The organism is Jannaschia halovivens (genome assembly GCF_046452375.1).
Classification (GTDB): Bacteria; Pseudomonadota; Alphaproteobacteria; order Rhodobacterales; family Rhodobacteraceae; genus Jannaschia; species Jannaschia halovivens.
Window position 1 is genome coordinate 2,070,578 of record NZ_JBKFDJ010000001.1, and the last position, 23,893, is coordinate 2,094,470.

General features: G+C 67.7%; 24 protein-coding genes. 11 read left to right on the forward strand and 13 right to left on the reverse strand.

The annotated features are described in order from the left end of the window. The 9 genes from odhB (at position 1) to ACK8OR_RS10570 (ending at position 8,809) form a co-directional block, all read left to right on the forward strand. Positions 1-1,539 carry a 2-oxoglutarate dehydrogenase complex dihydrolipoyllysine-residue succinyltransferase gene (gene odhB / locus ACK8OR_RS10530; protein ID WP_410189350.1) on the forward strand — a complete coding sequence of 513 codons (1,539 nt, stop codon included), beginning with the start codon at positions 1-3 and terminating at the stop codon, positions 1,537-1,539. Between the two features lie 97 nt (positions 1,540-1,636). After that, positions 1,637-1,813, forward strand: coding sequence for a hypothetical protein (locus tag ACK8OR_RS10535; RefSeq protein WP_298436707.1), 177 nt, complete (start codon positions 1,637-1,639; stop codon positions 1,811-1,813). Beyond that, positions 1,810-2,220 carry an MAPEG family protein gene (locus tag ACK8OR_RS10540; RefSeq protein WP_410189351.1) on the forward strand — a complete coding sequence of 137 codons (411 nt, stop codon included), beginning with the start codon at positions 1,810-1,812 and terminating at the stop codon, positions 2,218-2,220. The genes ACK8OR_RS10535 and ACK8OR_RS10540 overlap by 4 nt, the downstream gene beginning before the upstream one ends. A gap of 76 nt (positions 2,221-2,296) precedes the next feature. After that, positions 2,297-3,691 (forward strand): dihydrolipoyl dehydrogenase, encoded by a 1,395-nt coding sequence (gene lpdA / locus ACK8OR_RS10545; RefSeq protein WP_410189352.1) that lies wholly within the window; start codon positions 2,297-2,299, stop codon positions 3,689-3,691. Between the two features lie 335 nt (positions 3,692-4,026). Then, positions 4,027-4,659 carry a hypothetical protein gene (locus tag ACK8OR_RS10550; protein ID WP_410189353.1) on the forward strand — a complete coding sequence of 211 codons (633 nt, stop codon included), beginning with the start codon at positions 4,027-4,029 and terminating at the stop codon, positions 4,657-4,659. A gap of 133 nt (positions 4,660-4,792) precedes the next feature. After that, complete coding sequence (locus ACK8OR_RS10555; protein ID WP_410189354.1) at positions 4,793-5,725, forward strand: sulfotransferase family protein; 933 nt, start codon at positions 4,793-4,795, stop codon at positions 5,723-5,725. Next, the gene (locus ACK8OR_RS10560) at positions 5,722-6,618 is read left to right on the forward strand and encodes a polysaccharide deacetylase family protein (RefSeq protein WP_410189355.1); all 897 of its coding nucleotides are present in this window, start codon (positions 5,722-5,724) and stop codon (positions 6,616-6,618) included. The genes ACK8OR_RS10555 and ACK8OR_RS10560 overlap by 4 nt, the downstream gene beginning before the upstream one ends. Beyond that, a complete protein-coding gene (locus ACK8OR_RS10565; protein ID WP_410189356.1) occupies positions 6,615-7,406 on the forward strand; it encodes a sulfotransferase domain-containing protein in 792 nt (263 codons plus the stop codon). Before ACK8OR_RS10560 ends, ACK8OR_RS10565 begins: the two co-directional genes overlap by 4 nt. Continuing rightward, positions 7,403-8,809 (forward strand): hypothetical protein, encoded by a 1,407-nt coding sequence (locus ACK8OR_RS10570; protein WP_410189357.1) that lies wholly within the window; start codon positions 7,403-7,405, stop codon positions 8,807-8,809. The genes ACK8OR_RS10565 and ACK8OR_RS10570 overlap by 4 nt, the downstream gene beginning before the upstream one ends. Before the next feature lie 34 nt (positions 8,810-8,843). On the opposite strand, the gene ACK8OR_RS10575 is transcribed toward ACK8OR_RS10570, so the two are convergent. The 11 genes from ACK8OR_RS10575 to ACK8OR_RS10625 all read right to left on the reverse strand — a co-directional run bounded on the left by ACK8OR_RS10575 (position 8,844) and on the right by ACK8OR_RS10625 (position 20,937). Next, entirely contained in the window at positions 8,844-9,464 is a 621-nt protein-coding gene (locus ACK8OR_RS10575) for an acyltransferase (RefSeq protein ID WP_410189358.1), read from the reverse strand. A 14-nt stretch (positions 9,465-9,478) separates the two neighbouring features. Further along, entirely contained in the window at positions 9,479-10,978 is a 1,500-nt protein-coding gene (locus tag ACK8OR_RS10580; protein WP_410189359.1) for a hypothetical protein, read from the reverse strand. Next, on the reverse strand, positions 10,975-12,054 hold the full coding sequence (locus tag ACK8OR_RS10585; RefSeq protein WP_410189360.1) for a glycosyltransferase family 4 protein: 1,080 nt from the start codon (positions 12,052-12,054) through the stop codon (positions 10,975-10,977). The genes ACK8OR_RS10580 and ACK8OR_RS10585 overlap by 4 nt, the downstream gene beginning before the upstream one ends. After that, entirely contained in the window at positions 12,051-13,238 is a 1,188-nt protein-coding gene (locus ACK8OR_RS10590) for a glycosyltransferase family 4 protein (RefSeq protein ID WP_410189361.1), read from the reverse strand. Before ACK8OR_RS10590 ends, ACK8OR_RS10585 begins: the two co-directional genes overlap by 4 nt. Then, positions 13,235-14,356, reverse strand: a complete 1,122-nt coding sequence (locus ACK8OR_RS10595; RefSeq protein WP_410189362.1) for a DegT/DnrJ/EryC1/StrS family aminotransferase — start codon at positions 14,354-14,356, stop codon at positions 13,235-13,237. The genes ACK8OR_RS10590 and ACK8OR_RS10595 overlap by 4 nt, the downstream gene beginning before the upstream one ends. Continuing rightward, on the reverse strand, positions 14,353-15,231 hold the full coding sequence (locus tag ACK8OR_RS10600; RefSeq protein ID WP_410189363.1) for a sulfotransferase family protein: 879 nt from the start codon (positions 15,229-15,231) through the stop codon (positions 14,353-14,355). Before ACK8OR_RS10600 ends, ACK8OR_RS10595 begins: the two co-directional genes overlap by 4 nt. Then, the gene (locus tag ACK8OR_RS10605) at positions 15,228-15,818 is read right to left on the reverse strand and encodes a sugar transferase (protein ID WP_410189364.1); all 591 of its coding nucleotides are present in this window, start codon (positions 15,816-15,818) and stop codon (positions 15,228-15,230) included. Before ACK8OR_RS10605 ends, ACK8OR_RS10600 begins: the two co-directional genes overlap by 4 nt. After that, the gene (wecB, locus tag ACK8OR_RS10610) at positions 15,815-16,948 is read right to left on the reverse strand and encodes a non-hydrolyzing UDP-N-acetylglucosamine 2-epimerase (protein ID WP_410189365.1); all 1,134 of its coding nucleotides are present in this window, start codon (positions 16,946-16,948) and stop codon (positions 15,815-15,817) included. Before wecB ends, ACK8OR_RS10605 begins: the two co-directional genes overlap by 4 nt. After that, the gene (locus ACK8OR_RS10615; protein ID WP_410189366.1) at positions 16,945-18,066 is read right to left on the reverse strand and encodes a polysaccharide biosynthesis C-terminal domain-containing protein; all 1,122 of its coding nucleotides are present in this window, start codon (positions 18,064-18,066) and stop codon (positions 16,945-16,947) included. Before ACK8OR_RS10615 ends, wecB begins: the two co-directional genes overlap by 4 nt. Continuing rightward, on the reverse strand, positions 18,063-19,094 hold the full coding sequence (locus tag ACK8OR_RS10620; protein ID WP_410189367.1) for an SDR family NAD(P)-dependent oxidoreductase: 1,032 nt from the start codon (positions 19,092-19,094) through the stop codon (positions 18,063-18,065). The genes ACK8OR_RS10615 and ACK8OR_RS10620 overlap by 4 nt, the downstream gene beginning before the upstream one ends. Before the next feature lie 94 nt (positions 19,095-19,188). After that, positions 19,189-20,937 carry a DUF2793 domain-containing protein gene (locus ACK8OR_RS10625; protein ID WP_410189368.1) on the reverse strand — a complete coding sequence of 583 codons (1,749 nt, stop codon included), beginning with the start codon at positions 20,935-20,937 and terminating at the stop codon, positions 19,189-19,191. A 109-nt stretch (positions 20,938-21,046) separates the two neighbouring features. On the opposite strand from ACK8OR_RS10625, the gene ACK8OR_RS10630 reads away from it, so the two are divergent. Continuing rightward, on the forward strand, positions 21,047-22,057 hold the full coding sequence (locus ACK8OR_RS10630; protein WP_410189369.1) for an NAD-dependent epimerase/dehydratase family protein: 1,011 nt from the start codon (positions 21,047-21,049) through the stop codon (positions 22,055-22,057). On the opposite strand, the gene ACK8OR_RS10635 is transcribed toward ACK8OR_RS10630, so the two are convergent. Beyond that, the gene (locus tag ACK8OR_RS10635) at positions 22,054-22,701 is read right to left on the reverse strand and encodes a GntR family transcriptional regulator (protein ID WP_298436766.1); all 648 of its coding nucleotides are present in this window, start codon (positions 22,699-22,701) and stop codon (positions 22,054-22,056) included. The genes ACK8OR_RS10630 and ACK8OR_RS10635 overlap by 4 nt on opposite strands. Positions 22,702-22,740: 39 nt before the next feature. Continuing rightward, on the reverse strand, positions 22,741-23,442 hold the full coding sequence (locus ACK8OR_RS10640) for a M48 family metallopeptidase (protein WP_410189370.1): 702 nt from the start codon (positions 23,440-23,442) through the stop codon (positions 22,741-22,743). Between the two features lie 100 nt (positions 23,443-23,542). On the opposite strand from ACK8OR_RS10640, the gene ACK8OR_RS10645 reads away from it, so the two are divergent. Next, positions 23,543-23,878: a TIGR02300 family protein gene (locus tag ACK8OR_RS10645; RefSeq protein WP_410189371.1), complete on the forward strand. Its 336-nt coding sequence runs from the start codon at positions 23,543-23,545 to the stop codon at positions 23,876-23,878. The last annotated feature ends 15 nt before the right edge of the window (positions 23,879-23,893 follow it).

Here is a 23,893-nt window from a genome sequence, read left to right on the forward strand (position 1 = left end):
ATGACGATCGACGTGAAGGTCCCCACCCTGGGCGAATCCGTGACCGAGGCCACGGTGGCCACGTGGTTCAAGAAGCCCGGCGATGCCGTCGCCACCGACGAGATGCTCTGCGAGCTGGAGACCGACAAGGTCACCGTCGAAGTGCCCTCGCCCGCGACCGGCACGCTGGGTGAGATCGTCGCCGCCGAGGGCGAGACCGTGGGTGTCGACGCGCTTCTGGCGACCATCTCCGAAGGCGCGGGCGCGCCCGCCTCCGACGAGGCCCCGGCCGCCGTGGCCGAGCCGGGTTCCTCCGACGACGCCCCGGCCGAGGCGTCCGGTGACGCGGGTGGCGACGCCGTCGACGTCATGGTCCCCGCGCTAGGCGAGAGCGTGACCGAGGCGACGGTGGCGACCTGGTTCAAGGCCGCGGGCGACGCGGTCGCGCAGGATGAGATGCTGTGCGAGCTCGAGACCGACAAGGTTTCGGTCGAGGTGCCCGCCCCCGCCGCGGGCACCCTGGGCGAGATCGTCGCCAAGGAGGGAGAGACCGTCGCCGCCGGCGGCAAGCTCGCCGTGATCCAGGCCGGGGCCGGCGGTGCCCCCGCCTCCGCCCCGAAGGCAGCCGAGGCGCCCGCCGGGGTCGGTGGGGACAGCGGCGGGCCGAAGGGCGACGTCGAGGATGCGCCCTCGGCCAAGAAGCTGATGGCAGAGAAGGGCCTCTCCTCCGGCGACGTGAAGGGCTCGGGCCGCGACGGTCGCGTGATGAAAGAAGACGTCCTCCGCGCCGCCGCCGCGACGGCCCCCGCGCCCGCCGCCCCGGCGCAGGCCCCCCGCGCCCCGGTCTCCGCCGACCAGGCCGACCGCGAGGAGCGGGTCAAGATGACCCGCCTGCGCCAGACCATCGCCAAGCGCCTGAAGGACAGCCAGAACACCGCCGCGATGCTGACGACCTATAACGAGGTCGACATGGGCGCGGTCATGGACCTGCGATCGGAATACAAGGACCTCTTCCAGAAGAAACACGGCGTGAAGCTCGGCTTCATGTCCTTCTTCACCAAGGCCTGCGTCCACGCCCTGAACGAGGTGCCCGAGGTCAATGCCGAGATCGACGGCACCGACGTCGTCTATCACCGCTACGTCAACATGGGCATCGCCGCGGGCACGCCGCAGGGCCTCGTCGTGCCGGTCATCCGCGACGCCGACGCAATGTCCTTCGCCGAGATCGAGAAGGCCATCGCCGAGAAGGGCGCCGCCGCCCGCGACGGCAAGCTCTCGATGGCCGACATGCAGGGCGGCACGTTCACCATCTCGAATGGCGGCGTCTACGGCTCGCTGATGTCCTCGCCGATCCTCAACCCGCCGCAATCGGGTATCCTCGGGATGCACAAGATCCAGGACCGGCCCATGGTCGTCGGCGGAGAAATCGTGATCCGCCCGATGATGTACCTCGCGCTCAGCTACGATCACCGCATCGTGGACGGGAAAGGGGCGGTCACGTTCCTCGTGCGGGTGAAGGAAGCGCTGGAGGATCCGCGGCGGCTCCTGATGGATTTGTGAGGAAGCGCCGACCGCTCATATGATGCGGCCGTCATCCCGACTATCGTTCAGGGAATGACGGCCCCCTCGTACTGTTCATCTGAATCTGCCGAGATCCATGACCCCCACCACCCGCGCCATCGCCTTCTGGCTCCTCCGCGTCGGCCTCGCCGTCCTCCTCGTGATCGGCCTACAGGCGTGGCGCGGGCCGGACCCGATGCTGTGGTATCTCGTGGCGGGCTACGCGCTGATCTCGGCGTTTACGACCTACATGATCGTCCGGTCGCGCAAGTGACCCCCGAACTCACCGCCCTCGCCCTCGCGATCTTGCTGCAGGCCGTGCAGTTCGTCCTGATGGCCGTCCCCGCCAATCTCGAGCTCGGGCCGGGCAAGACCACCTCCGCCCGCGACCGCTCGAAGATCGGCGGCTCGCTCGAGGACGCGCTCTCGGATCGGACCGCGCGGCTTTACCGGGCGATGAACAACCATTTCGAAGGGCTGATCCTCTTCACCGCCGCTGTCACTCTCGTCACGCTCTCGGGCCAAGCCACCGGCTTCACCACCGCCTGCGCGTGGATCTACCTCGTCGCGCGCGTGCTCTACGTGCCCGCCTATGCCTTCGGGTGGCGGCCCTGGCGGTCCTACATCTGGTTCGTGGGGTTCACGGCGACGCTCGCGATGGTTATCTCGACTCTCATCTGACCCCTTCGATGTTCGCGAAATATGCCGGGGGGTGCGGGGGGCTGGCCCCCTGCCGGCCGGCAAGAGGAAACGACCCATGGCCCAATATGACGTCATCATCATCGGCTCCGGCCCCGGCGGCTATGTTTGCGCCATCCGCTGCGCGCAACTGGGCCTGAAGACCGCCGTCGTCGAGGGGCGCGAGACGCTGGGCGGGACCTGCCTGAACGTCGGCTGCATCCCGTCAAAGGCGCTGCTCCATGCCAGCCACCAGCTCCACGAGGCCGAGCACAACTTCGCCAAGATGGGTCTCAAGGGCAAAAGCCCCTCGGTCGACTGGACGCAGATGCTGAGCTACAAGCAGGACGTCATCGACCAGAACACCAAGGGCATCGAGTTCCTCTTCAAGAAGAACAAGATCGACTGGCTGAAGGGCTGGGGCTCGATCCTCGCCGCAGGACAGGTGAAGGTTGGCGACGACGTTCACGAGGCCAAGCACATCATCATCGCGTCGGGCTCCGACAGCGCGGCGGTGCCCGGCGCCGATGTCACTGTCGACGAAAAGGTCGTGGTCACCTCGACCGGCGCGCTCGAGCTGTCGAGCATCCCCAAGGAGATGGTCGTGATCGGCGGTGGCGTCATCGGGCTGGAGCTGGGCTCGGTCTATGCCCGGCTGGGCAGCGCCGTGACGGTGGTCGAGTATCTCGATGCCATCACCCCCGGTCAGGATGCCGAGGTCGCCAAGCAGTTCCAGCGCCTTCTCCAGAAGCAGGGGCTCAAGTTCATCACCGGCGCCGCCGTGTCCAAGGTGACGACGAAGGGCAGCAAGGCGGACGTGACCTACACCCTCCGCAAGGACGAGAGCGAGCACACGCTCAAGGCCGATTGCGTCCTCGTGGCGACGGGGCGCAAGCCCCATACCGAGGGGCTGGGCCTCGACGCGCTTGGCGTCAAGCTGACCGGACGCGGCCAGATCGCGGTCGATGACCATTACAAGACGAGTGTCGAGGGCATCTATGCGATCGGCGACGTGATCGAGGGGCCGATGCTGGCCCACAAGGCCGAGGACGAGGGCATGGCCATCGCCGAGATCCTCGCCGGGCAGGCTGGGCACGTGAACTACGAGGTCATCCCCGGCGTGATCTACACGCACCCCGAGGTCGCCAGCGTCGGCCTGACGGAAGAACAGCTCAAATCCGAGGGCCGCGCCTACAAGGTCGGCAAGTTCGCCTTCATGGGCAACGGGCGCGCCAAGGCGAATTTCGCGGGTGACGGCTTCGTCAAGATGCTGGCGGACAAGGAGACGGACCGCATCCTCGGCTGCCACGTGATCGGGCCGATGGCCGGCGACCTGATCCACGAGGTCTGCGTGGCGATGGAGTTCGGCGCGGCGGCCGAGGATCTGGCCCGCACCTGCCACGCCCACCCGACCTATTCCGAGGCCATGCGCGAAGCGGCACTGGCCTGCGGCGACGGCGCGATCCACGCCTGAGGCGGCCGCGCCGCGCGTTCTCTCGCGCCGGACCGCGTCCGAGTCGGAGCCCTTGTCGGAGCGATGCGGCTCTGTGGATCGCCATCGACGGGACACGGCAACTGCGGCGGTCAGGAGTGACGCCGCGCGCCCCAACCGGTCGCAAGGTGCTGTTATCGCGCCACAGACGAGGCACTATTTCTCATATTCAAACAATGCCTTGAGGGTTGCGGCACCGTGCGGCGGCTGCGTCGAAAAAGACCCCCCTTCCGCCATCATCCATATCGACCGGGCCGCAGTAATGCCGCCTTCCTCCGTCAGGTTATACGGACCTTCACTCCGGACGACTTGCACCAGTGACCCGATTTACCCGCCTCCTCCGCGCCGTCGCGCCAACCGCCTTCGGGTCGGCCGTTGCCGCATCGGGCGCCCTCGCCGATCCGATCGCGACGCAACCGGCATTCGGCACGTTTCCGACCGAGCTTCTGGACGGGTTCGACCCGGGCCTGCTGCTGCCCTGGATCGCGGGCTGCATTGTCGTCGCCGCGACAGCCGTGATGATCGGGAACCGGTTGCGGCGGCGACGCCGCGCCATGCGCCAGGAGATCCTCGGTCTCGGAAGCGGGCCGCGGTTCCGCGCCGTCGACGCGATCTGCCATGCGGTCTGGAAGGGCCGGAAGATCGAGGGCGAGCGTCTCAAGCGCGCCCTCGAGATCGCGCGCGCCACGACGGATATGGACTACACGCGCGACCATATCCGCGAGGCGGCCACCCGCGCCGATCGCGTCCACCTGCCGCTGAGCTTCCGCTGGATGCGCGAGGGGCTGACCGATGCCGAGAAGATGGTGATCTTCAACGCGACGCTCTCGGTCCTTCTGGCCGATGCGCCGCTGACCCATGCCGACCGCGCCTTCCTCGGCCGCCTCACCCGCGGCCTCGGCCTAAAGCGCCGCCACCTCCGAAGCCTGGGTCAACTGCTGCCGGGGTGATAGATGTCGGGCCTGGCGATCCGCCCTTCATCGGCCCTGCTCATTCGACAAAACCCCGCAAAGACGCCCTTCAACGTGCGCGGCCGGACTGTCATGATGGTCGCCATTCGTTCGGATCGAGGCGCTCATGGTCGTGGAAACGTTTCCTTCCCTCGGCAGAGGTCGTCGCATCGCAGCGTTCGTCCGCCGCAATCGCGGCAACGTGCTCTCGGCCGGAACCCGGATCGCGACCGCGCGCCTGATGTCGCGGCCGTGGACGCGTTCGATCCTCCGGCGCGCCATGCCGTCCCGGCATCCCGATCGGTGGGCCTTCGCCACGGGCTGCTACAATTCGGGCACGACGATCATCGCGCGGATCCTCGCCGCGCATCCCGGCATCTCCGCCCTGCCGATCGAAGGGGTGAACCTGACGGATGCGTTTCCCGATCTCGAAGCGGGCGGATGGCAGCGGATGTGGCACCGGAACGACACCATCGCCGCGGCCTTCTCGCCCGACCCGGCCGAACTGGCCCGGATGGCCATCCGCGACTGGTCCCCCTGGTGCGCGCCCGGCACGACCGTGATGCTGGAGAAATCGATCGTCCACACGCGCTGGATGCCGCTTCTGGATCAGGCCTTCCCCGATGCGCGCTTCATCTTCATCCTGCGTCACGGCCTCTGCGCTTGCGAAGGCATCCTTCGTCGGGCGCGTCCCTCCGGCGCGGCGGCCGCCGTGTTGGGTGCTGAGATCTACGCCCCGGAAGACGCTGCGCGCCAATGGATCGCATCGAGTGCGCCCCTCCTCGGACGCGCGCCCGCACCGTCGGGGATGCTGCTCGTCCGGTATGAGGCATTCGTGGCCGATCCCGTGCGCGAATTGCGCCGGATCCTCGATCACCTCGACTTGGATGCAAGCGTCGTCGGGATGACGGCATCCGGCCTCGTCCGCATGGGCGAGCTTGAATTCGAGGTCGTGGACCAGAACCCCGCCAGCTTGGGCCGGCTGACCCAAGATACGCGCCACCGGCTCGAGACGGAGTTGTCGACGGCGCTTGCGGCCCTCGGATATGACGGCTCCGCATCATGAGCCGCGTCACTATCACACTTGATTTCGAATGCGGCTGGGGGGCGATCGGCGACGGCATGTGGCGCACCCGCGAGGCGGCTGGCGTCTATGACCGGATGCGCGACGACATCCCCCGGTTCGTCGACACGCTCGGTCGCCTCGGGCTCGAACTCACATGGGCCTGCGTCGGTGCCATGATCTCGGACCCCGCGGAAATCCGCATCGATCACCTTGGCGGACGATTCGCGACACAGGCCCGCCGATTTCTCGACGAGGCGCGTCCGACGTCACGGGATGGACGCGACCTTCTGGCCGTCGTGCGCGCATGTCGACATCCGCAATCCTTCGGAAGCCACACCTACACTCATGTCCTTCTGGACGATGCGGACCAGAGCCGCGACGGGATCGCTCGCGAACTGGAGCGGGCCCGCGCCGCCAACGATGCGACAGGGATCGCGGCGAACCTCCTGGTGTTTCCCCGGAACCGCGCGGCTCATCTCGACCTCGTTGCGGCATCAGGCTTCCATCGCGTCCGCCTCGCTCCCGATCCACCGACCGGCGGGATCGGGGTCATCGCCGCGGCAATGCCCGGTCTTCTTGGTCGTGGAGCCCGCTCCGTCTTCGCTCGGCCTTCCGCCGCACGACGCTACGCTCATCCCGCTGGCCCCGAGGCCGAGACGGGCACGGACCTGCTGGACTGGGGCGCGCGGCCCGCGATCGGCAAACGCGCCGCGACGCGGCGGCGCATTCGGCGCGCGCTCGAGACCGCAAAATCGGGTCACCCGATCCACTTATGGTTGCACCCGTTCAACCTCAGCGAAACCGTTGGCCTTTTGGCCGAGACGACCGAATTTCTCGAACGCATTGCACAGTTGCGAGACCGCGGAGAGATCATCGTGGAAGGCTTCGCATGACTTCCGACCCGCATCTTAAACGGCCACGGATGCGCGGTTGGCATTTTGCGAATGCGGCACTCAGACAGATCGTGCTTCGAGGTGCCACCCGCCCCTTCGCCGACAACATCATATTGAACGAGTATCCCAAGAGCGGTGGCTCTTGGATTGGTCAGATGCTCGCGGCGGCCGTCGGCTTGCCGTTTCCCCGGCGAAGGCTACCGTTGATGCGGTCCTGCATGATGCAGTGTCATGTCCTGAATCCGGCTGGCCTTCGCAACGTGGTGGTCGTCTGGCGCGATGGCCGCGACGTGATGGTCTCTTACTACTATCACCTCGTGGTAGGACATCCCGGGTCTTCACCTTCGATCCTCAGGCGCACACGAGCTAGGCTCGGCATCCGGGATCCCCTCGACATCGAAGCGAACCTTCCGCGATTTGTAGAGAGGATGCTGACCGAGCCCCTTAGCCCAAGGTTCACATGGCCTGAGTTTGTCGAAAGGTGGCACGGGCGGCCCGATGTCGTGTCGACAAGCTATGAAGCCATGCTGCGCGATACGCCCGGCGAGCTGGCTCGTGTCGTCGAAGCACGGACAGGAGAGCTTCCGTCGTCCGCATTGATCTCCCGAGTAGTCGAGGAGTTCACTTTCGTAAGGCAGTCAGGTCGACTCCCAGGAGAGGAGGATGCGACGAGTTTTCTGCGCAAGGGAGTTGTGGGCGACTGGCACAATCATTTCGACGCTCCGACCACAGCCATCTTCATGCGCCATGCAGCAAGCGCCCTTAGCAAGCTCGGGTACGACGCATGAGCGAATACGCCATATCGATCGCGATCCTCGGCGTCTTGCCGTCGCTGATCCTCTTCGGGATGGCGGCGATCGAGGGAACGCGCGGGCGAGGGCCATCGCCCATGCGGGTGATGGCATGGACCTTCATGCTCGGCTACGCCCTCAAGAGCCTATACCTCGCCTACGCGGTCGATCGGGACGCCCCGTTCACCACCGACTGGTTGTCCCGGGACATCATCGACCTCGGACAACTGGCGACGCTCCTGTTCGTCGGGACCTTCGTCGCGGGGTATATCTTGTCCACGCTCTACTTCGAGGGCAGGCCGCCACGCGTTCCCAGGCCGAAGCCCGTTCGGATGGACATGACGGGCATCTACTGGGGCGTCTTCGCCCTGTCTTGCGGGCTGATGATCATCTTCTTCGTCAAGATGGACTTCATCGACCAGCTCGTGAATCTCAGGTTCGCCGCGGCCAAGCAGTTCATCCAGGAAGAAACCGGCGTGGCCAGTTCGCTCGGATTCCTGACCGTGGGCGCTGACATCCTGTTGATCTTCTTCGCCTACCGTCTCGCCAACGCGCCGATGCCCCGGCTTTGGGACATCCACCTCCTCGCGCTCTACTTCTCGAGCCTCTGCTTCATGCTCTCCAGTCGCCGATCCGGTGTCCTGATCATCATGATCCTGCTTGTCCTCGTGGTCGCAGCCGCGCGTGCCCGCTCGGTCCCAGCGAACAAGCCTCGCCGTTGGAGCCGATGGGCCCGGGGCGCCATCGGGGCCGGGTTCGCCTTCCTCCTTCTGGCATTCGTCGGCCAGGTCAGAACCGATGGCGAGACCGCGGCGCGGGACATCGACATCGTCCGCGCCGTCGAGACGACGGCGGGCCATATCTTCGAGGGCGCCTATTTCCTCGATCCGGCGAAGGTCTCGGTCATCATCTCCGAGACGCGACGACGCGGAGACTACCTACTGGGCAGCAGTATCGGCGCGGTGATCTTCACGCCGATCCCACGCGTCATCTGGCCGGAGAAGCCCGTGATCCGGATCGGTCCCTATGTCGGGCAGGAGCTTCTGGGCTACAACAACAGGTCCGGTGCTCCACCCGGCGCGGTCGGCGAGCTCTACATGAATTTCGGATGGGGCGGCATCGTCGCGGGCGGTCTGATCTTCGGCCTCCTGCTCGGCCATGGCTGGGCGCGGTTCCGGGCTTCCGACGCAACATCCCAGCCCATCGTTCGATATGTCCTGACAGTCATGTTCGTCCTGTTCTGCCTGAACGTGGATTTCGGCTTCGCGATCCTGACCCTCATCAAATATGTCGCGGCCGCCTCGATCGCCTCCGCCTATTGGCGACACCGACGCACCGCGCCTGCGCCCGGCAGGTCTGCAATCAACCCGCGGCGGCACCGCGTTCCGCTCGCGCAATAGGCATTGCGCGGCGCGGCTCCGCGCGACCTCAGGCTCAATCGCCCGAGGTGCCCCGAGGCCGGGCGGGGATGCCCGTCATCGTCGCGCCCGGTTCGACATTCGTCGTGACCACCGCACCGGCCCCAAGCACCGCCGCGGCACCGATCTGCACGCCTGGCAAGATCCGAACCCCCATCCCCACGTGGATGTCGCGGTCGAGAACGACCTCGGCCCGTATCGCCGCGCCCCCAACCGGCGATTGCCCGTCCGACGTCGGCCCGTTCGTGATGGAGTAGATCACGACGCCGCTCGACAACGCGCACCCGTCCCCGATCACGATTCCGCCTGAGGCGGCCAATACGGAATTGTGCGAGATGTGACAGCCGCGGCCGATCCGGCAATGCCCCTCCCGCCCAATGGCGATCACGACCCCGTGGCGGATCGAGGAACCGTCGCCGATCTCGAGGCGCGCGGGATGATCGACGACGACGTGGCGACCGATCCGCCTGGCGCGCCAACCGTATCGCAGGTTGAGGAACGTCGCGCGCGCACGTTCCTCGACCGCCATGCCGCGCCAGCCGCCACCGAGCGACACGATCCAGCCCGCACCCCGGGATACGATCTCTATGAGCGGACCGGGCAGGATCGCCCCACGCAGGTTTCGAAAAAGTGCCATGCCCCGCGCCTCCCTCAGGCCTTGTCCGCGAACCCGGCTCGCGCAGCAGGGTGCATCATCGCTACCATCAAGGCCATCGCGACCGGGAGGTAGATCCACTGCGCTGATCCCGGGAGCCACAGGCACATTACGGCGAGCGCCGCCGCCGCCACGAGTGGCGCGACCGCGATGCCCCACAAGCGCCCCGCCGTGCCCCCAAGCCGCCGGGCCACGGCACGGGGCAGGACCCAGAGATGCACGACGAGGTGAATGACCGAAAAGGCCGAGCCGATCACCACGATGGCCATGCCGAGCGGGGGTTGCCAGATTAAGACGGTCCCAAGGATGCCGGCGTTCAACAGCGCACCGCGAAAGAGGGCGGGCGCGTAGTCACCGACCGCCCCGCGCCCGTTCAGGAGCTTCATCCACGGCTCCGAGACGGCCCGCGCATAGGCCCCGACGATGAGCAGCCGGACAGCCCATGCGATCAGTTCGACCCGGACGCTGCCCTCGGTGAGCGCGGGTCCGAGCCAGAGCCGCAACAGCGGTTCGGCGAGAAGCCAGAGCCCGACCAACGGAAAGGCCGCGAAGACGGCTTGCAGATAGGTGCTCTGCCGCAGGAGCCGCGATGCCTCTGCTTCTTCGCGCATCCGCGAGATCGACGCGTCGAGCCCGATCACGAGCCCCATCGTCGCCTGCCGGGCGTAGGCCATCATCAGGAACGCCATCCCGAGCGCCAGCGTGCCGGCCGGGCCATATGCGAAGGTCACCGCCAGCGTGCCAAGCCTGAGATGTAGAAGGAATCCGACGACGATCAGGAGGTTGTATCCGACGAGATTCCGCAGGAGCGCGAGGTCCGGTTGCCCCGGCCCGACGGAATTGGACTCCCGATGCCTTGGATCGGTTCTGCGCCCGGCAAGGACGACCAGCGCCTGGACGGCGCAATAGAGGATCGTGGCCCCGGCGTAGAAGGCGACCAGACCGGTATTCGGGCCGGTATCGGTCACGAGCCAGACCGTGAGGAGAATGGCTGCCAGCTCGGCCAGTCGCTCGGCTGTCAGGGCGACGTTGAACGCGATCACCCGCCCCGACACGAGAAGACCATAGAGCGCGGGCGTCGCGAGGCTGGAGGCGACCAATTGTATCGCCGCGCAGGCCAGCGCGATGCGCAGCGGCCCGGACGCGATCTCGCCCAGGCCGGATCCGGCGAATATCGTGAAGACGGCAAAGCCCAGCCCGCCGATCAGCGCCGCCAGAACGGCCGCCCGCCGAACCGTCGCGACGGCGTCGGCCGCGCGCGTCGGCGGGCCGGCCCAACTGGCGCCGAGAATGGGAACGGCCGATTCCTGAAGGACGATCTTGCCGATCTGCGCGAAGCCGGTGATCGCGACGATCAGCAGATAGGCGGCAAGCATACCCGCGTCGATCCCCCCGATCAGGCGGATGATCAGGAGCCCCGACGCGAAGGTGACGGCGAGGCGCCCGTAATTCGAGAGGATCCGCGCCCGCTCGGATGCCGGGGCGGGCCCCATCACGACAGGCCCTCGATCAGGCGTGCCGCGATTCTGTCGGCGCAGCTTCGCGCGTCGAACGTCCGGGCCCATAGCCGACCCGCCTCGACCTCCGCCGCCCGTCTCGGGGCATCATCGAGCGCAACGAGCCGGGCCACGAGCCCGTCGATATCGCCATCGCGCGCAAGGGGCACCGAGGGGCCGACGCTTTCCCGCATGGCGGCGACGTCGAATCCCGCAACGGCGCATCCCGCCGCCATCGCCTCGACCGCGACCATGAAGAAGGATTCGAGGGCGGACGGCGCCAGCATGGCCCAGGACAGGGCCAGCATCTCCTCCAGCGCGGCGGGCGAGACGTAGCCGGTCCAGCGAATGGCCGGATCGGTCTCGATCGCCGCGCGCAGGCCTTCGGGCAAGGATGCTCGGATGTCGGCGGCATTCCCGACCAGATCGAGCGTCGCATGCGGGCGTCCCGCGTCGCGGTATCGTCGAAACGCCTCGATCCCCAACGCGTTTCGCTTGTGTCGCGCACCCGATGTCACTGTAATGAGGCGACCGGGAACCGGTTCGACAGGGGGCCGCGTGGGAAGGTCGACGCCGATAGGGTAGACCTCGCCGACTTCCGCGCTGCCTGCAACGTCGGCCGCCCGATCGTGCAGATAGCGGGACTCGAAAAGGTTGAGCCGCGACCGCGTCATGGCCCGGACCGCTGCGCGCCGCTGGGCGAATGCACGCAGGGCTCCAACGGCCCGAACTCGCTCGGACCACGGAATGAACGGGATCAGGTTCATGTGGAAGGTGGCCTGCGGCAGATCCGTCGGCGTGTGGTAGTTCAGGCTGAGGACCGCATCCGCTCCGACATCCGCCAAGAGGTCGGGCAACTTGGTCGCGCGAAAGATCTGGCTGCGGAGGATCCCTGCGGCCCGAGGGTGAACGAGGCGTGCGCCCGCCTGCGCCGCCCCTTTCCCCGGCAGGGTCCGCGACGTGACGACCGTGACCTTCGCGCCGCGTCGTTCGAGCGCGCCTGCGATCCGGTCCATCACGACGACGCCGCCGCCCTGCGCGAGGTTCAGCGCGTCTATCGCGATATGCATGCTCATCGCGACGCCTGGATGCGCGCCATCAGGTCCACCCAGGCGTCGAGCGCGCACCGACGCGCCCTCTCGGCATCCGGTCGCGCCTGCACCGCCGCCTGGGCACGGGCCAAAGCTTCGGGCGCAGTCAGCGCCGCGAAGGCTGTCGCAATGTCCTCGGGGTCCCGTGATAGGGCCACGCGTCCGAACCCCCTGCCTTCGATATCCGAGGCCAGGGCGCATTCGGGATCGGCCAGCACCAGCACGGGCAGACCGAGTCCGAGATAGGTTTCTGTTTTAGACGGGTAGGCGACCGCCTCAATCCCGCTTCGAAGTGACACGAGACCGATATCGGCACCGGCGATGATCGGTTCGGCCTCGGCATAGGGCCGCCGGTCGAGGAACCGGATGCGTGGATGATCCCCGAACCGCGCCCGCAGGTTGGCGCGCAGGGCCCCGTCGCCCATCAGCACGACGTCCCAGTCCGGGGATCGATCGAGGGCCAGCGACAGCCCGTCCAGAAGGGCGGGAAGATCCTGGAACCGCCCCAGGTTACCCGCGAAGATGGCCCGCCGGCGTCCTCTTTCGGGCGGCACGGGCGCATGACCGGACGGGGCGTCGAGCGTGAAGTTGTTCAGAATGGTGATGTCGGGGATGGACGCGTCGCGCGACCGTATCGTCTGCGCCATATCATCGGACAGGGTCACGATCACGTCGCTGCGCTTCAGCGTGCGGATGTCCCGCGCCCGGAGCATGTCGTAAACCGGCGACCGACCGATCAACCCGCCCCCGATCCGGCTGGCCTCGGGATGAACGTCCTGCACGTGGTAGACGAAGGCGGCGCCGACCCGGCGCGCCGCCGCCGAGGCCGTGGCGGCGGCGATCACAGGCGGGAAGCTGGACGCCGTTACGACATCCGGGCGGAGATCCTCGATCTCCCGGCGAATGGCGCGGCAATAGGAGTATGCGTTTGATGCCCGCACCCAGGCCGCACGCGACCCTTCCGCCCGGACGGCGACCCGATGTACCGAGATGCCACCGACCCGCTCGCGCGTCGGTGCCTCCGGCGCATCGTCAGTATAGGACGGAATCGACGTCAGGACGTGGACATCGTGCCCCGCCGCCGACAGGGCTTCGGCGATGGCCTTGAGCATCCAACCGTAGGGCGGGCTGTCGGGCCAGAAGTAGCGGTGGGTGAGGAGGATCTTCATCCCGCCGACAGAAGATCGCTGACGCGGCCGATCACCTCGTCCTGCTCGGAGCGGGTCAGGTCGCTGCCCGACGGCAGGCAGAGGCCCCGCGAGAAGAGATCCTCGTCCATGCCCCGCCCGACATAGCGGGCGCCCGCGAAGAGCGGCTGCAGATGCATCGGCTTCCAGAGCGGGCGCGCCTCGATCCCGTGATCGGCGAGCGTGCGGCGCACAAGTTCGCGGTCGGCGCCACCCTCGGGCAGCGCAAGCGCCGTCAACCAGTGCGTCGAGCGATGGCCGTCCGGCTCGGGCATCATCCGGACCCCGAGGGGCGTCAGGGCGTCCGCATAGCGCGCGAAGATGGCCCGCCGGGCGGCGACGCGCGCGTCGAGCACGTCGAGCTGGCCGAGCCCGATGGCCGCGCAGACATTCGACAGCCGGTAATTGTAGCCATAGGTCGAATGCTCGTAATGCGGCGCGGGATCGCGGGCCTGCGTGGCAAGGAATCGCGCCCAGTCCGCCCAATCCGCGTGCCGCGTCACGAGCATCCCGCCCCCGGACGTGGTAATGATCTTGTTGCCGTTGAAGCTGAGGATCGCGGCGTCGCCGCCGGTGCCCGCCGGACGACCCCCGATCGTCGCGCCGAGGCTTTCGGCACTGTCCACCACCACGCGCACGCCATGCTGCGCGGCGAGGGTCTCGATCGCGGCGAGATCTACCGATTGGCCGTAGAGGTCCGTCGGAACGATGGCCTTCGGGAGGGCTCCAGCCCGCGCCGCATCGCGCAGCGCCGTCTCGAGGAGGTCCGTGTCGATCGTCCAGCTTGCCGGTGAGAGATCGAAGAAGACGGGCGTCGCACCTTCGTAAAGGACCGGGAAGACGCCGCCCGCGAAATTCATCGACGTCGTCCAGACGTCGTCGCCGCGCGTCACACCGGCGACCCTGAGCGCGAGATGCAGCGCCGCCGATCCAGACGACAGTCCGACGCAGTGCACGCCATGTCCCAGCCGCGCGGCGATCGCTGCTTCGAACGCTTCAAGCTGCGGCCCGGCAGGCGCGATGAAATTGGCATCGAAGGCCGCCTGGATATGGGCGAGTTCTGTGCCGCCCATATGCGGCCTAGACAGCAGGATCCTCATGCCGCGTCGCCTCCGCCATGTAGCGCCGCGTGGACCGAGGCGATCTCCGCTTCCGCCTCGGGGGACAACGGCAACGGATCGCGGGGTTTGCCCCGGCGTATCCCGTCGGCTGCGACGTCGATCTCATCGGGGGACGGCGTCCGGCCGAGCATCTGGGCGATCTCGGCCAGGACGGTCGCGGGGTCCGCGACCATGCGCTCATAGGTGATCGTGATCCGGCGGTCGGGCGCGATCTTGGCCAGGGCCGTCGAGGCCGAGACGACGCAACTGCCCCATTGCCGGGCGCAGAGGACATCGAGCGGCACCCCCGGGTCGGCCCGGAACCCGTCCGGCCGGGGCCCCCACATCGCCATGCGTGGCGCAGATCCGGACCGGAGCGCCCGGCGGTTCTTCAAAGAGCGGGCCGCATAGACGGGGAGATCCGCGACCGGCACGTAGAGGAGCTTTCGCAGGTAGTAGCCGAGGGCGGGAAGTTCGAACTCCCCGCGCCAGCGCTTCATCGCCGAGGGGACGACCGCGCAGCCGTCGCGCAGGATATGCACGAAGCGCGCTTCCGGCAGGATCGCGTCGACGAAGGGCACCCGGAGCGTGTTCGCGCAGGTCTTCTCGACCAGCACGTCCGGGCGACCCTGGCGCCGCCACGCGGCCCAAAAGGCGCCCCGGATATAGGACCGGATCTCGACCGTCGCGCGCTCCGGCGGCAGGGCGTCGGACGGATGGTGCAGGTTCCCGTGTCGCCAGATCGCGTTGATCTCGTCGCAGGGCCAGGTGCCGAACCCGTGCAATCGGGTCAGCATGTCCCGCAATGCGTTCGTGCCCGATCGGGCGGCGCCGATGATGACGAGGGGCTGGAACGGGAGTGGCTCGTCCGTCATGGCCGAAGCGTCCTGACGATGTAGCGGATATCCTCCGCGAGGCTCCAATCGTCGAGATAGGCGAGGTTGATCCGCACCTTGTCGGGCCAGATCGTCCGATCGTTGAAGGCCACCGGATCGGCCTGCGACGCAAGCAACGCCTCCTCGTCGCGGTATTTCAAGGTCGCCGGGCCGGTGATCCCCGGTCGAAGCGACATGACCCGTCGCGCCTCCCCTTCCAGACGGTCGAGATAGCCGGGCACGTCGGGGCGCGGTCCCACGAACGACATCTCGCCGCGCAGGATGTTCCAGAGCTGCGGTAGCTCGTCGAGCTTCCAGCGCCGCAGGAACGTCCCCGTCGGCGTGATCCGCGGATCGTCGGCCGTCGTGATCGTCGGTCCGTCCGAGGACCGCATCGTCCTGATCTTGATGACCTCGAACGGTTGCCCGAACTGCCCGATCCGCGTCTGGCGGAAGAAGCCGCTCGCGCCCGTGTCCCGTCGTGCGACGGCCCAGCAGACCGCAATCACCGGCCAGAGCACCGCCAGTCCGAGCCCTGCGCCGGCTAGATCGAACGCACGCTTCTGGAGGCGTTCGCCATCGGTCACCGGATCCCGTCCCACCCGTTCGAGAGGCGGGCCGTCCCGAGGATCAGCTGGAGCACCCGCTCGGAGGTGTTGGTCACGGTGTAGTCCACCGGCACCTCGCGGGAGCGACCCGCGGCCTCCCGTTCGGCGGCGAGGGCGACGGCGACGTCCACGGCCTCGGGGACCGTCGCGGGATCGAGGCCGGTGACCGCGATGCAGCCCGCGTCCATCGCTTCGGGCCGCTCGATCGCATCGCGCGGCGTGACGGCCGGAAAGCCGAGGATTGCCGACTCCTCGGCGATCGTCCCGCTGTCAGAGATGGCACAGAACGCCTGCATCTGGAGGGCGTTGTAGTCGTGAAAGCCGAACGGTTCCATCCAGCGGATCCGGGCGTCGGCCTCGTGGCCCAACTCGTCCAGTCGCGCACGGGTCCGCGGATGGGTCGAGACAACGACCGGCATGTCGTGCCGGGCGGCCAAAGACCCGAGGATCGAGACGAGCGCACGAAGCCGCTCGGGGCTGTCGACATTCTCCTCGCGATGCAGCGAGACGATAAAGTAGCCGCGTCGCGTCAGGCCGAGCCGCGCCACCACGTCGGAGGCGTCGATCTTCGGGCGCGCGTGGTCCAGCACCTCGCGCATGGGCGATCCGGTCAGGTAGATGCGCCGATGGTGGATGCCTTCGGACAGAAGATGCCGCCGTGCGTGTTCCGTGTAGACGAGGTTGAAATCCGCGACATGATCCACGAGGCGGCGGTTCGTCTCCTCCGGGACGTTGCGGTCGAAGGACCGGTTGCCCGCCTCCATGTGATAGACTGGCACCTTCATGCGCCGGGCCATGATGGCGGCGATGGCGCTGTTGGTGTCCCCGAGGATCAGCACGGCGTCCGGCGCTTCGGTGGCGATGACACCCTCGGTCTTCGTCAGGATCGCGCCCAGCGTCTCGCCGAGCGTGCCGCCGCCAACTCCGAGCCAGTGATCCGGCTGCCGCAGATCAAGATCGTCGAAGAAGACTTCGCTCAGGCGCGGATCCCAGTTCTGGCCGGTATGCACGAGCACATGGTCCAGATGCGTATCCAGACGCGTCATCACCCGGCTCAACCGGATAATCTCGGGTCGGGTGCCCAGGATGGTCATTACCTTGAGGGTCATGTCACGAGAACCTTGTCGGCGTAGGTATCGGGTGCGGTCGGGTCGAAGAGGTCGTGGGTCCAGAACAGGGTCAGGAGCGGGTCCGTGCCGACATTCTCGATAGAGTGGGTCCAGAGCGTGGGCATGTCCACGGCCGCGGGCGCGGCCCCGGTGACGCGGTAGGTGTGCACCTCCGTGCCAAGCGCCGGCCGCATCCGGATATCGGCCTCGCCTTCGAGCACGAGGAACCGCTCGATTTTGCCGAGATGGAAATGGTCGCCACGCGTCACGCCCGGGGCCGTCGTCGACAGGAAGGTCTGGCCCCCGCCGCCGCCCTTCACCGCCTCGAAGAGCATGCCGCGCGCATCCGTGTTGCGCGCCAGGGGCCGGGGCCAGCCGTCGGGATAGGTAGCGGCCCGGTAGCTGTTGAAGAGGTCGCGATCGAACGGATCGGAAAGGTCGGGATAGGTGTTCGCGGTGTAGAGCCGATGGAACCGGTGCAACCACTCCCAGAGGTCGGGCACCGTCATCGACCTGCCCTCGGGCTCGATCCGACGCGGTGCGGCGGAGATGACGGCGTCGATCGCGATTTCCGCGGCCGCCCCGGCATGGAGAAGCTGAACCCTGCCATCCGGGTCGAGATCGGGCGTCTCACCCGCCAGAAGCTTGGCGATCAGGGTCGCGGTGACGTTGTTGTAGAAGGGGCGCGCGCCCTCGCCGAAGATATGCGGCAGGCGCAGGTCCGTCATCGCGCCGATCCCGGCGATGATCTCGACCGCCGCCGCCTTGGAACGTCCGTAGGGAGTCGCCGTCCCGGCATGGATGGAATTCGCGTAGACGACATGGGGCGTCGATCCGGCATTGCGGCAGGTCTCGGCCAAGCGGCGCGCGATCGCGGGATTGCCCGCTTCGACCGCGTCGTCCGGGCCGCGATTGACGCCCGCGAAGTGCAGCACCGCATCCGCGTCGGTCACGGCCTCCCGCAGCGTGGCGTCGTCCTGGAACCCGGCGCGATCCAGCGCGACGGTTCGATAGGGCGGCGCGTCGCCGCGAAACCGCGCCGCGCAGTTGGCCGCGTGCAACCGGACCGCCGCGTGGTGGCCGATCAAGCCACCGGCACCCGTGACGACGATCTTCATCGCGCCCCCACCTCGGTGAGGGCCGCTTCGATCTCGGGAAGGGACAGCAGAAGACGCTCGATCCCGGCGACATCCAGGCGTTCGGTGTTGTGGGAATGATAGTCCTCGGCCCCGCGACCGGCGGGATCGCCTTCCGAGAGGTAGGGCGCATAGTTCAAATCGCGCTCGTCCATGGAGATGCGGAAATAGTCGCCCATATCCTCCGACTTGGCGAGTTCCAGCCCCGTGGCCAGCGTCTCGTAGAGCTTCTCGGCATGCCGCCAGCCGATCGCCTCGACCGGATGGTCCGGCACCTCGAACAGGTTGGTAAGCGCCGTGACGAGGTCCGCGATGGTCGCAGCGGGCGCCTTCTTGACGAAGAGATCCCCCTGCCGCGCGTTCTCGAATGCATGGTGTACGAGGGCCACGCTATCGCGCAGCGGCATCAGGAACCGCGTCATCGACGGCTCGGTTACCGTGATCGCTCGTCCCTCGCGAATCTGGCGCACGAACAGCGGAATTACCGAGCCACGCGAATACATCACGTTGCCGTAGCGCACTGCCGAGATGACGGTCGGCCCGCCATCGCCGACCTCACGGGCGCGCGCGACGGCGAACTTCTCCATCATCGCCTTCGACAGACCCATCGCGTTGACGGGCAGGACCGCCTTGTCCGTCGACAGGCACACGACCGCGCGGACCTCGGCCGCGATGGCAGATGCGAGGACGTTCTCTGAGCCGAGTATGTTCGTCCGCACGGCTTCCAGCGGGAAGAATTCGCAGGACGGCACCTGCTTGAGGGCCGCGGCGTGGAACACCGCGTCGACGCCCTTCATGGCGCGGTCGACCGTGCTCCGGTCGCGGACATCGCCGATATGGAAGCGCACCCGCGCGTCGCGCAGCTCGTTGCGGAGCGCGTCCTGCTTTTCCTCGTCCCGGCTGAGAACCCTGATCTCGTGCACGCCGCGGTCGAGCAGATCGCGCAGCATGGTGCGTCCGAATGACCCCGTCCCGCCCGTAATGAGGACGGTTTCGTGCGTGAGGCCCATGGGCACGGTTTCCTCTCGGCAGAGCCATCGATTCGGCCCTGCCGACTATGGCAATCTCACCCCGTGAAGACCACCCGGACCCTGCCGCGCCGTGTCAGTCGATCTCGGTCAGGCTACGCCCCGCGGGGGCCAGTCCGATCGTCCCGAGCGCATGGTCCGCGACCGGCACCTTCAGGTCGATGCTGCCGTCGGCAGTGCGCTGCCCCGCGGCCAGCGGCTCGGGCGCGAACGAGAGGCCCGCGAAACGAACCCCATGCTGCGCGCCCGTGTCGGCATAGGTGCTGTAGCCGCCGGCCCGGTTCGAGAAATTGGGCAGCCACATCGCCTGGGCCGCGGCCGTGCCCGGCGCGAAGTTCATCGCGGCGTTCCGCCCCGAGCGATCCGTGCCGCCGATATATCCCGTCGCGCGATACCAGGTGTCGTCCTGGAGCGGGACAAACCCCTCGCTGGCCACGTATTTGTAGGTGCCGCCGCTGTCGGTATTGGCCAGCCGCGTGCCCGCGGGCCAGATGCCGCTCACGTCGTCGGGATTTGCCAGACTGGCGGGCAGCGGCGCCTTCAGCGTGATCGTGTTGGCCACCTTGTCCACCCCTGTCAGGTCGAACAGGTCCGCAAGGTAGATGCGGCTGTAGTCGGAATAGAGAAACCCGCCCGAGTTCCGATAGCCGAAGAAGATGATTCCGCGCCGGTTCGCCGTCTGCACCGTTTCGTTCCAGCCGCTGGCGTCCACGAGCGAGACGACGGTGTCGCCCGGGGCCAGGGGCGCTGCAAGCTCGGTCAGGCTGTCCACGCCGCCATGACGGAACCGCATGTGGTGCAGCGGGGTGATCTGGAGGCCGTCGATATCCTTAAGGATGAGACCGATCAGCTGCTGGTGACGGCTCTCGTTGGGATGGGCGGACCAGTCGCCCGCGATGCCCTTCTGATGGATGGCGCAACTCATCCGGTAGGTCGCGGAGGGGTCGACGGGGAAGGATTCGGTGCTCGTGACGACCCCCGGGTAATAGCCGCGATAGAGGTTCGATCCCGCCATGCCGGGCGTCAGGGCCGTGTCGAAGGTGAATTCGTCCGGGTAGTTGTAGCCGTTGCGCAGAAGGCCGGTGCCGTTCGTCACGAGGTCGAGACCCCGCGACGCCACATAAGCCGCCGTGATCGGTGCGCCGGTCCCGAAGGCGGGATCGGCGAGGCCGTCGATGCCCGCCGGGAAGCGCGCGCGCCCGGTTGCGGCTTCCAGCACCATCGCCTCGGTCCAGTTCGCGCCGTCGGCACTCGTCTTGATGTGCAGATCGTCATCGCCCGCCGTCCCGATCTCGACCCGACCCGACCATCCCGTCTGGAAGAGAAGAGACGCCGTATCACCACCCGTGGCCTTGTTCAGCTTGACCTGCGTGCCCGCGCCCGCATGGGTGACGAGCACCGCTTCCGACGCGACCGCCAGCCGGTTCGTGTCGTCGGCGCCGATGCCGATGCCGATCTGGTCGACCGTCTGGGGCATGCCGCTGGCCTGATCCCAGCCCGATCCGGTCCAGACCCGGAGCAGAGCCGCCGCACGGTCCCAGGCCAGCCAACCCTCCGCCGGAACGTGGAACGCCCAAGCCCCGTCCGTCCGCACGGCGATCGCGCCATCCTGGCCCGCGAAGGCCTCCGTCGCACCGGGCGCCACGATCCAGCGGTCGCCTTCGTCCGGCGTCGGATCGGGGGTCGCCGCGACGCCCTCGACCGAGAGCTGCACGATCGCATCCAGCGCCCGCAGCGCCTCGTTGTGGGTGACGTGCTTCTGCGCCTGGTTGGGCTGGATATAGGGCAGCGCCAGAAGGCGCGAGCGTTCGGATGACTGGGTCATTGATCCCTCCTGTGACGAAGGCAGGACTCGGATGGAGCAATTAACGAAAGGTTGCCGCGCCCCGCCCCGATAGGGCATTGCGGCCCGGACCCCGGCCAGAGGCGCCCCCATGTCCCGCATCCTGATCACCGGCACGGCCGGCTTCATCGGCTTCCACCTCGCCCGGCTGCTGCTGTCGCAGGGGCACGAGGTGCGGGGGTATGACGGCATGACCGATTACTATGACGTCGCGCTCAAGCGGCGGCGGCATGCCATGCTGCTCCAGTCCGAACGCTTCGCCGCGACCGAGAGGATGCTGGAAGACCAGGCCGCGCTCGACGCCGCGATCGACGACTTCGCGCCCGAAATCATCGTGCATCTCGCGGGTCAGGCGGGCGTCCGCTACAGCCTCGAGGCCCCCCGCGCCTATATCGACGCCAACGTCGTCGGCACCTTCAACGTCATGGAGGCCGCGCGACGCCACGCGGTCACCCACCTCCTCATGGCGTCAACGTCGTCGGTCTACGGCGCGAATACCGACATGCCATTCCACGAGGACCAGAAGGCCGACACGCCGTTGACAATCTATGCGGCGACCAAGAAGGCATCCGAAGCGATGGGCCACGCCTGGGCCCATATCCACGACCTGCCGATCACCATGTTCCGGTTCTTCACCGTCTACGGGCCGTGGGGCCGCCCCGACATGGCGCCGATCAAGTTCGCCGAGGCCATCACCGCGGGCCGGCCCATCGACATCTACAACGGCGGCGAAATGTGGCGGGACTTCACCTATGTCGAAGACCTCGTCCGCGCCATCGCGCTCCTGATCGACGCGGCCCCCGTTCGCCCGGCGGACGGCATCGTGCCCGAGGGCGACAGCCTGTCGCCGGTCGCCCCCTACCGCGTCGTCAACATCGGCAACTCGGACAAGGTGCACCTGATGGATTTCATCGCGGCCCTCGAAGACGCGTTGGGCACGAAAGCCATCCGCAACATGATGCCGATGCAGACCGGTGACGTGCTCGCGACCTGGGCCGATGCCACCCTTCTGAACCGCCTGACCGGCTATACCCCCGAGACCGACTACCGCGAGGGCACGCGCCGCTTCGCCGACTGGTTCCGGGAGTGGAAGGGCCTCTAGCCCGCGAGCAGGCGCAATCCCTGGGTGACATCCGCCCGCACCGCCAGCCGCAGCCCCGGTTCATCTCCCGCGCGCAGCGCGGCGACGATCATCCGGTGGTTCTTGGGCAATTCAGTCCGGTTCAGCCGCCCGTAGAGCGCGCGCATCGTTGGCCCCATCTGCAACCAGACCGTTTCGACCATGGCCAGCATCGCGGGCGCCTGGGCCCGCAGATAGAGCGTCCGGTGGAATTCGAGGTTGGTCCGAATGTAGCCTGACGCGTCGTGCTTGGCGATCTGCTCGGCGATGGCGGTGTTGATCGCCTCCATCCGGTCGACCAACGCCAGATGCGCGCGCGGCAGCGCCCGGATCGCCAGCTCCGGCTCGAGGAGAGAGCGCAGGGCGGCCAGTTCCTCGATCCGGTCGTTCGACAGGGCAGGTGTCGCGATCCGCCCGCTGGCCGAAAGCGACAGCGCCCCCTCGGCCACCAACCGCCGCAGCGCCTCGCGGACCGGGGTCATGGACAGTCCGTAATCCTTGCCGATCCCGCGCAGCGTCAGCGCCTGCCCCGGCGGCAGTTCGCCATGCATGATCCGCGTCCGCAGGCTGCGATACAGGCGGTCATGGGCGGCTCCGGCACCATCGGGAAGCGGGTTCAGCAGCATGGCGCGACTGTTCCCCGCCCGCGCCCCAAACGCAACGGCTCAGGCGAAGTCCACCGCATGGAGCTCCGTTCCGCGGGTCCGGAGCCACGCCCGGCGCGGCTGCCAGTCGGGCATCAGCCCTTCGACCTGCGCCCAGAATCGCGGCGAGTGATCCATGTGGACCAGATGCGCCACCTCATGCGCCGCGACGTAATCCAGCACCTCGGACGGCGCCATGATCAGCCGCCACGAGAACATCAAATCGCCCCGCGACGTGCACGACCCCCAGCGCGAGCGCGTGTCCCGCAGCGTGATCCGACCCGGCACGCGCCCGAGGGCCGCGGCGTGGCGATCGACCGCCTCGACCAGATGGGTGCGTGCCATCTCGCGCAGCAGGACCTTCACGCGTGCCCCGGCCCGCTCATCGTCGGGCACGGCGATGGCGTCGCCGACATACCGCGCCGCGCGGCCCGGCCCCGCGATCACCGGCCGCTCGACGCCCATCAGCGGGACAGTTCCGCCGACCCGCACCGGCCGCATAGCGGGCACAGCCGCGACCTGTCGCGCGATCCATCCTGCCTGTGCGGCGATGAACGCCCGCGCCTCGTCGATCGCGACGCCCTTCGGCAGCGTCAATGCAACCACCCCGTCCGAGCGCCCGACCCGCAGCGTCATCCGCCGCGCCCGCACCGACGGGCGCAGCACGACCGACAGGCCGGGCGTGCCAGGCACGGGAAGATGGTCTTGCGCTGGGCTGGGCATAATGCCTCCGACCGGGGGCTTGCCACACCTGATCGGCTGTGGCATCCGGCCCCAATTCCCGACACCCGGGACCGTTCCCGGACGATATGAAGGATGCGACATGCCCAAGGAAGAATGGGGCGTCAAGCGGGTCTGCCCGACCACCGGCAAGCGCTTCTACGACCTCAACCGCGACCCCGTCGTCAGCCCCTACACGGGCGAAGTCGTCAACGTGGAAACCGGCACGAAGACGCGCGTCCTCGTGGCCGACAAGGATGACGTCGACGCCAAGAAGGCCAAGGACGACGAGGATCTGCTGCTCGACGACGACGATGTCGAAGACGAGGAGGACGCCGAATCCACCGACGACGCCGTTCTGGAAGACGATGACGACGATGACGACACCGTCTCGCTGGATGAACTTGCGGTCGGAGACGACGGCGACGACGACGATTGATCGGGGGGCGGCGCG

Bases quoted from the DNA above. Each gene is read 5' to 3' on its own strand.
- ACK8OR_RS10560 (WP_410189355.1), top strand. From the start codon at position 5,722: ATGAGCCGCGTCACTATCACACTTGATTTCGAATGCGGCTGGGGGGCG.
- ACK8OR_RS10570 (WP_410189357.1), top strand. From the start codon at position 7,403: ATGAGCGAATACGCCATATCGATCGCGATCCTCGGCGTCTTGCCGTCG.
- ACK8OR_RS10640 (WP_410189370.1), bottom strand. From the start codon at position 23,442: ATGCCCAGCCCAGCGCAAGACCATCTTCCCGTGCCTGGCACGCCCGGC.
- ACK8OR_RS10620 (WP_410189367.1), bottom strand. From the start codon at position 19,094: ATGGGCCTCACGCACGAAACCGTCCTCATTACGGGCGGGACGGGGTCA.
- ACK8OR_RS10600 (WP_410189363.1), bottom strand. From the start codon at position 15,231: ATGACGGACGAGCCACTCCCGTTCCAGCCCCTCGTCATCATCGGCGCC.
- ACK8OR_RS10575 (WP_410189358.1), bottom strand. From the start codon at position 9,464: ATGGCACTTTTTCGAAACCTGCGTGGGGCGATCCTGCCCGGTCCGCTC.
- lpdA (WP_410189352.1), top strand. From the start codon at position 2,297: ATGGCCCAATATGACGTCATCATCATCGGCTCCGGCCCCGGCGGCTAT.
- ACK8OR_RS10590 (WP_410189361.1), bottom strand. From the start codon at position 13,238: ATGAAGATCCTCCTCACCCACCGCTACTTCTGGCCCGACAGCCCGCCC.
- ACK8OR_RS10615 (WP_410189366.1), bottom strand. From the start codon at position 18,066: ATGAAGATCGTCGTCACGGGTGCCGGTGGCTTGATCGGCCACCACGCG.
- odhB (WP_410189350.1), top strand. From the start codon at position 1: ATGACGATCGACGTGAAGGTCCCCACCCTGGGCGAATCCGTGACCGAG.
- wecB (WP_410189365.1), bottom strand. From the start codon at position 16,948: ATGACCCTCAAGGTAATGACCATCCTGGGCACCCGACCCGAGATTATC.
- ACK8OR_RS10625 (WP_410189368.1), bottom strand. From the start codon at position 20,937: ATGACCCAGTCATCCGAACGCTCGCGCCTTCTGGCGCTGCCCTATATC.
- ACK8OR_RS10535 (WP_298436707.1), top strand. From the start codon at position 1,637: ATGACCCCCACCACCCGCGCCATCGCCTTCTGGCTCCTCCGCGTCGGC.
- ACK8OR_RS10565 (WP_410189356.1), top strand. From the start codon at position 6,615: ATGACTTCCGACCCGCATCTTAAACGGCCACGGATGCGCGGTTGGCAT.
- ACK8OR_RS10585 (WP_410189360.1), bottom strand. From the start codon at position 12,054: ATGAGCATGCATATCGCGATAGACGCGCTGAACCTCGCGCAGGGCGGC.
- ACK8OR_RS10645 (WP_410189371.1), top strand. From the start codon at position 23,543: ATGCCCAAGGAAGAATGGGGCGTCAAGCGGGTCTGCCCGACCACCGGC.
- ACK8OR_RS10630 (WP_410189369.1), top strand. From the start codon at position 21,047: ATGTCCCGCATCCTGATCACCGGCACGGCCGGCTTCATCGGCTTCCAC.
- ACK8OR_RS10635 (WP_298436766.1), bottom strand. From the start codon at position 22,701: ATGCTGCTGAACCCGCTTCCCGATGGTGCCGGAGCCGCCCATGACCGC.
- ACK8OR_RS10595 (WP_410189362.1), bottom strand. From the start codon at position 14,356: ATGAGGATCCTGCTGTCTAGGCCGCATATGGGCGGCACAGAACTCGCC.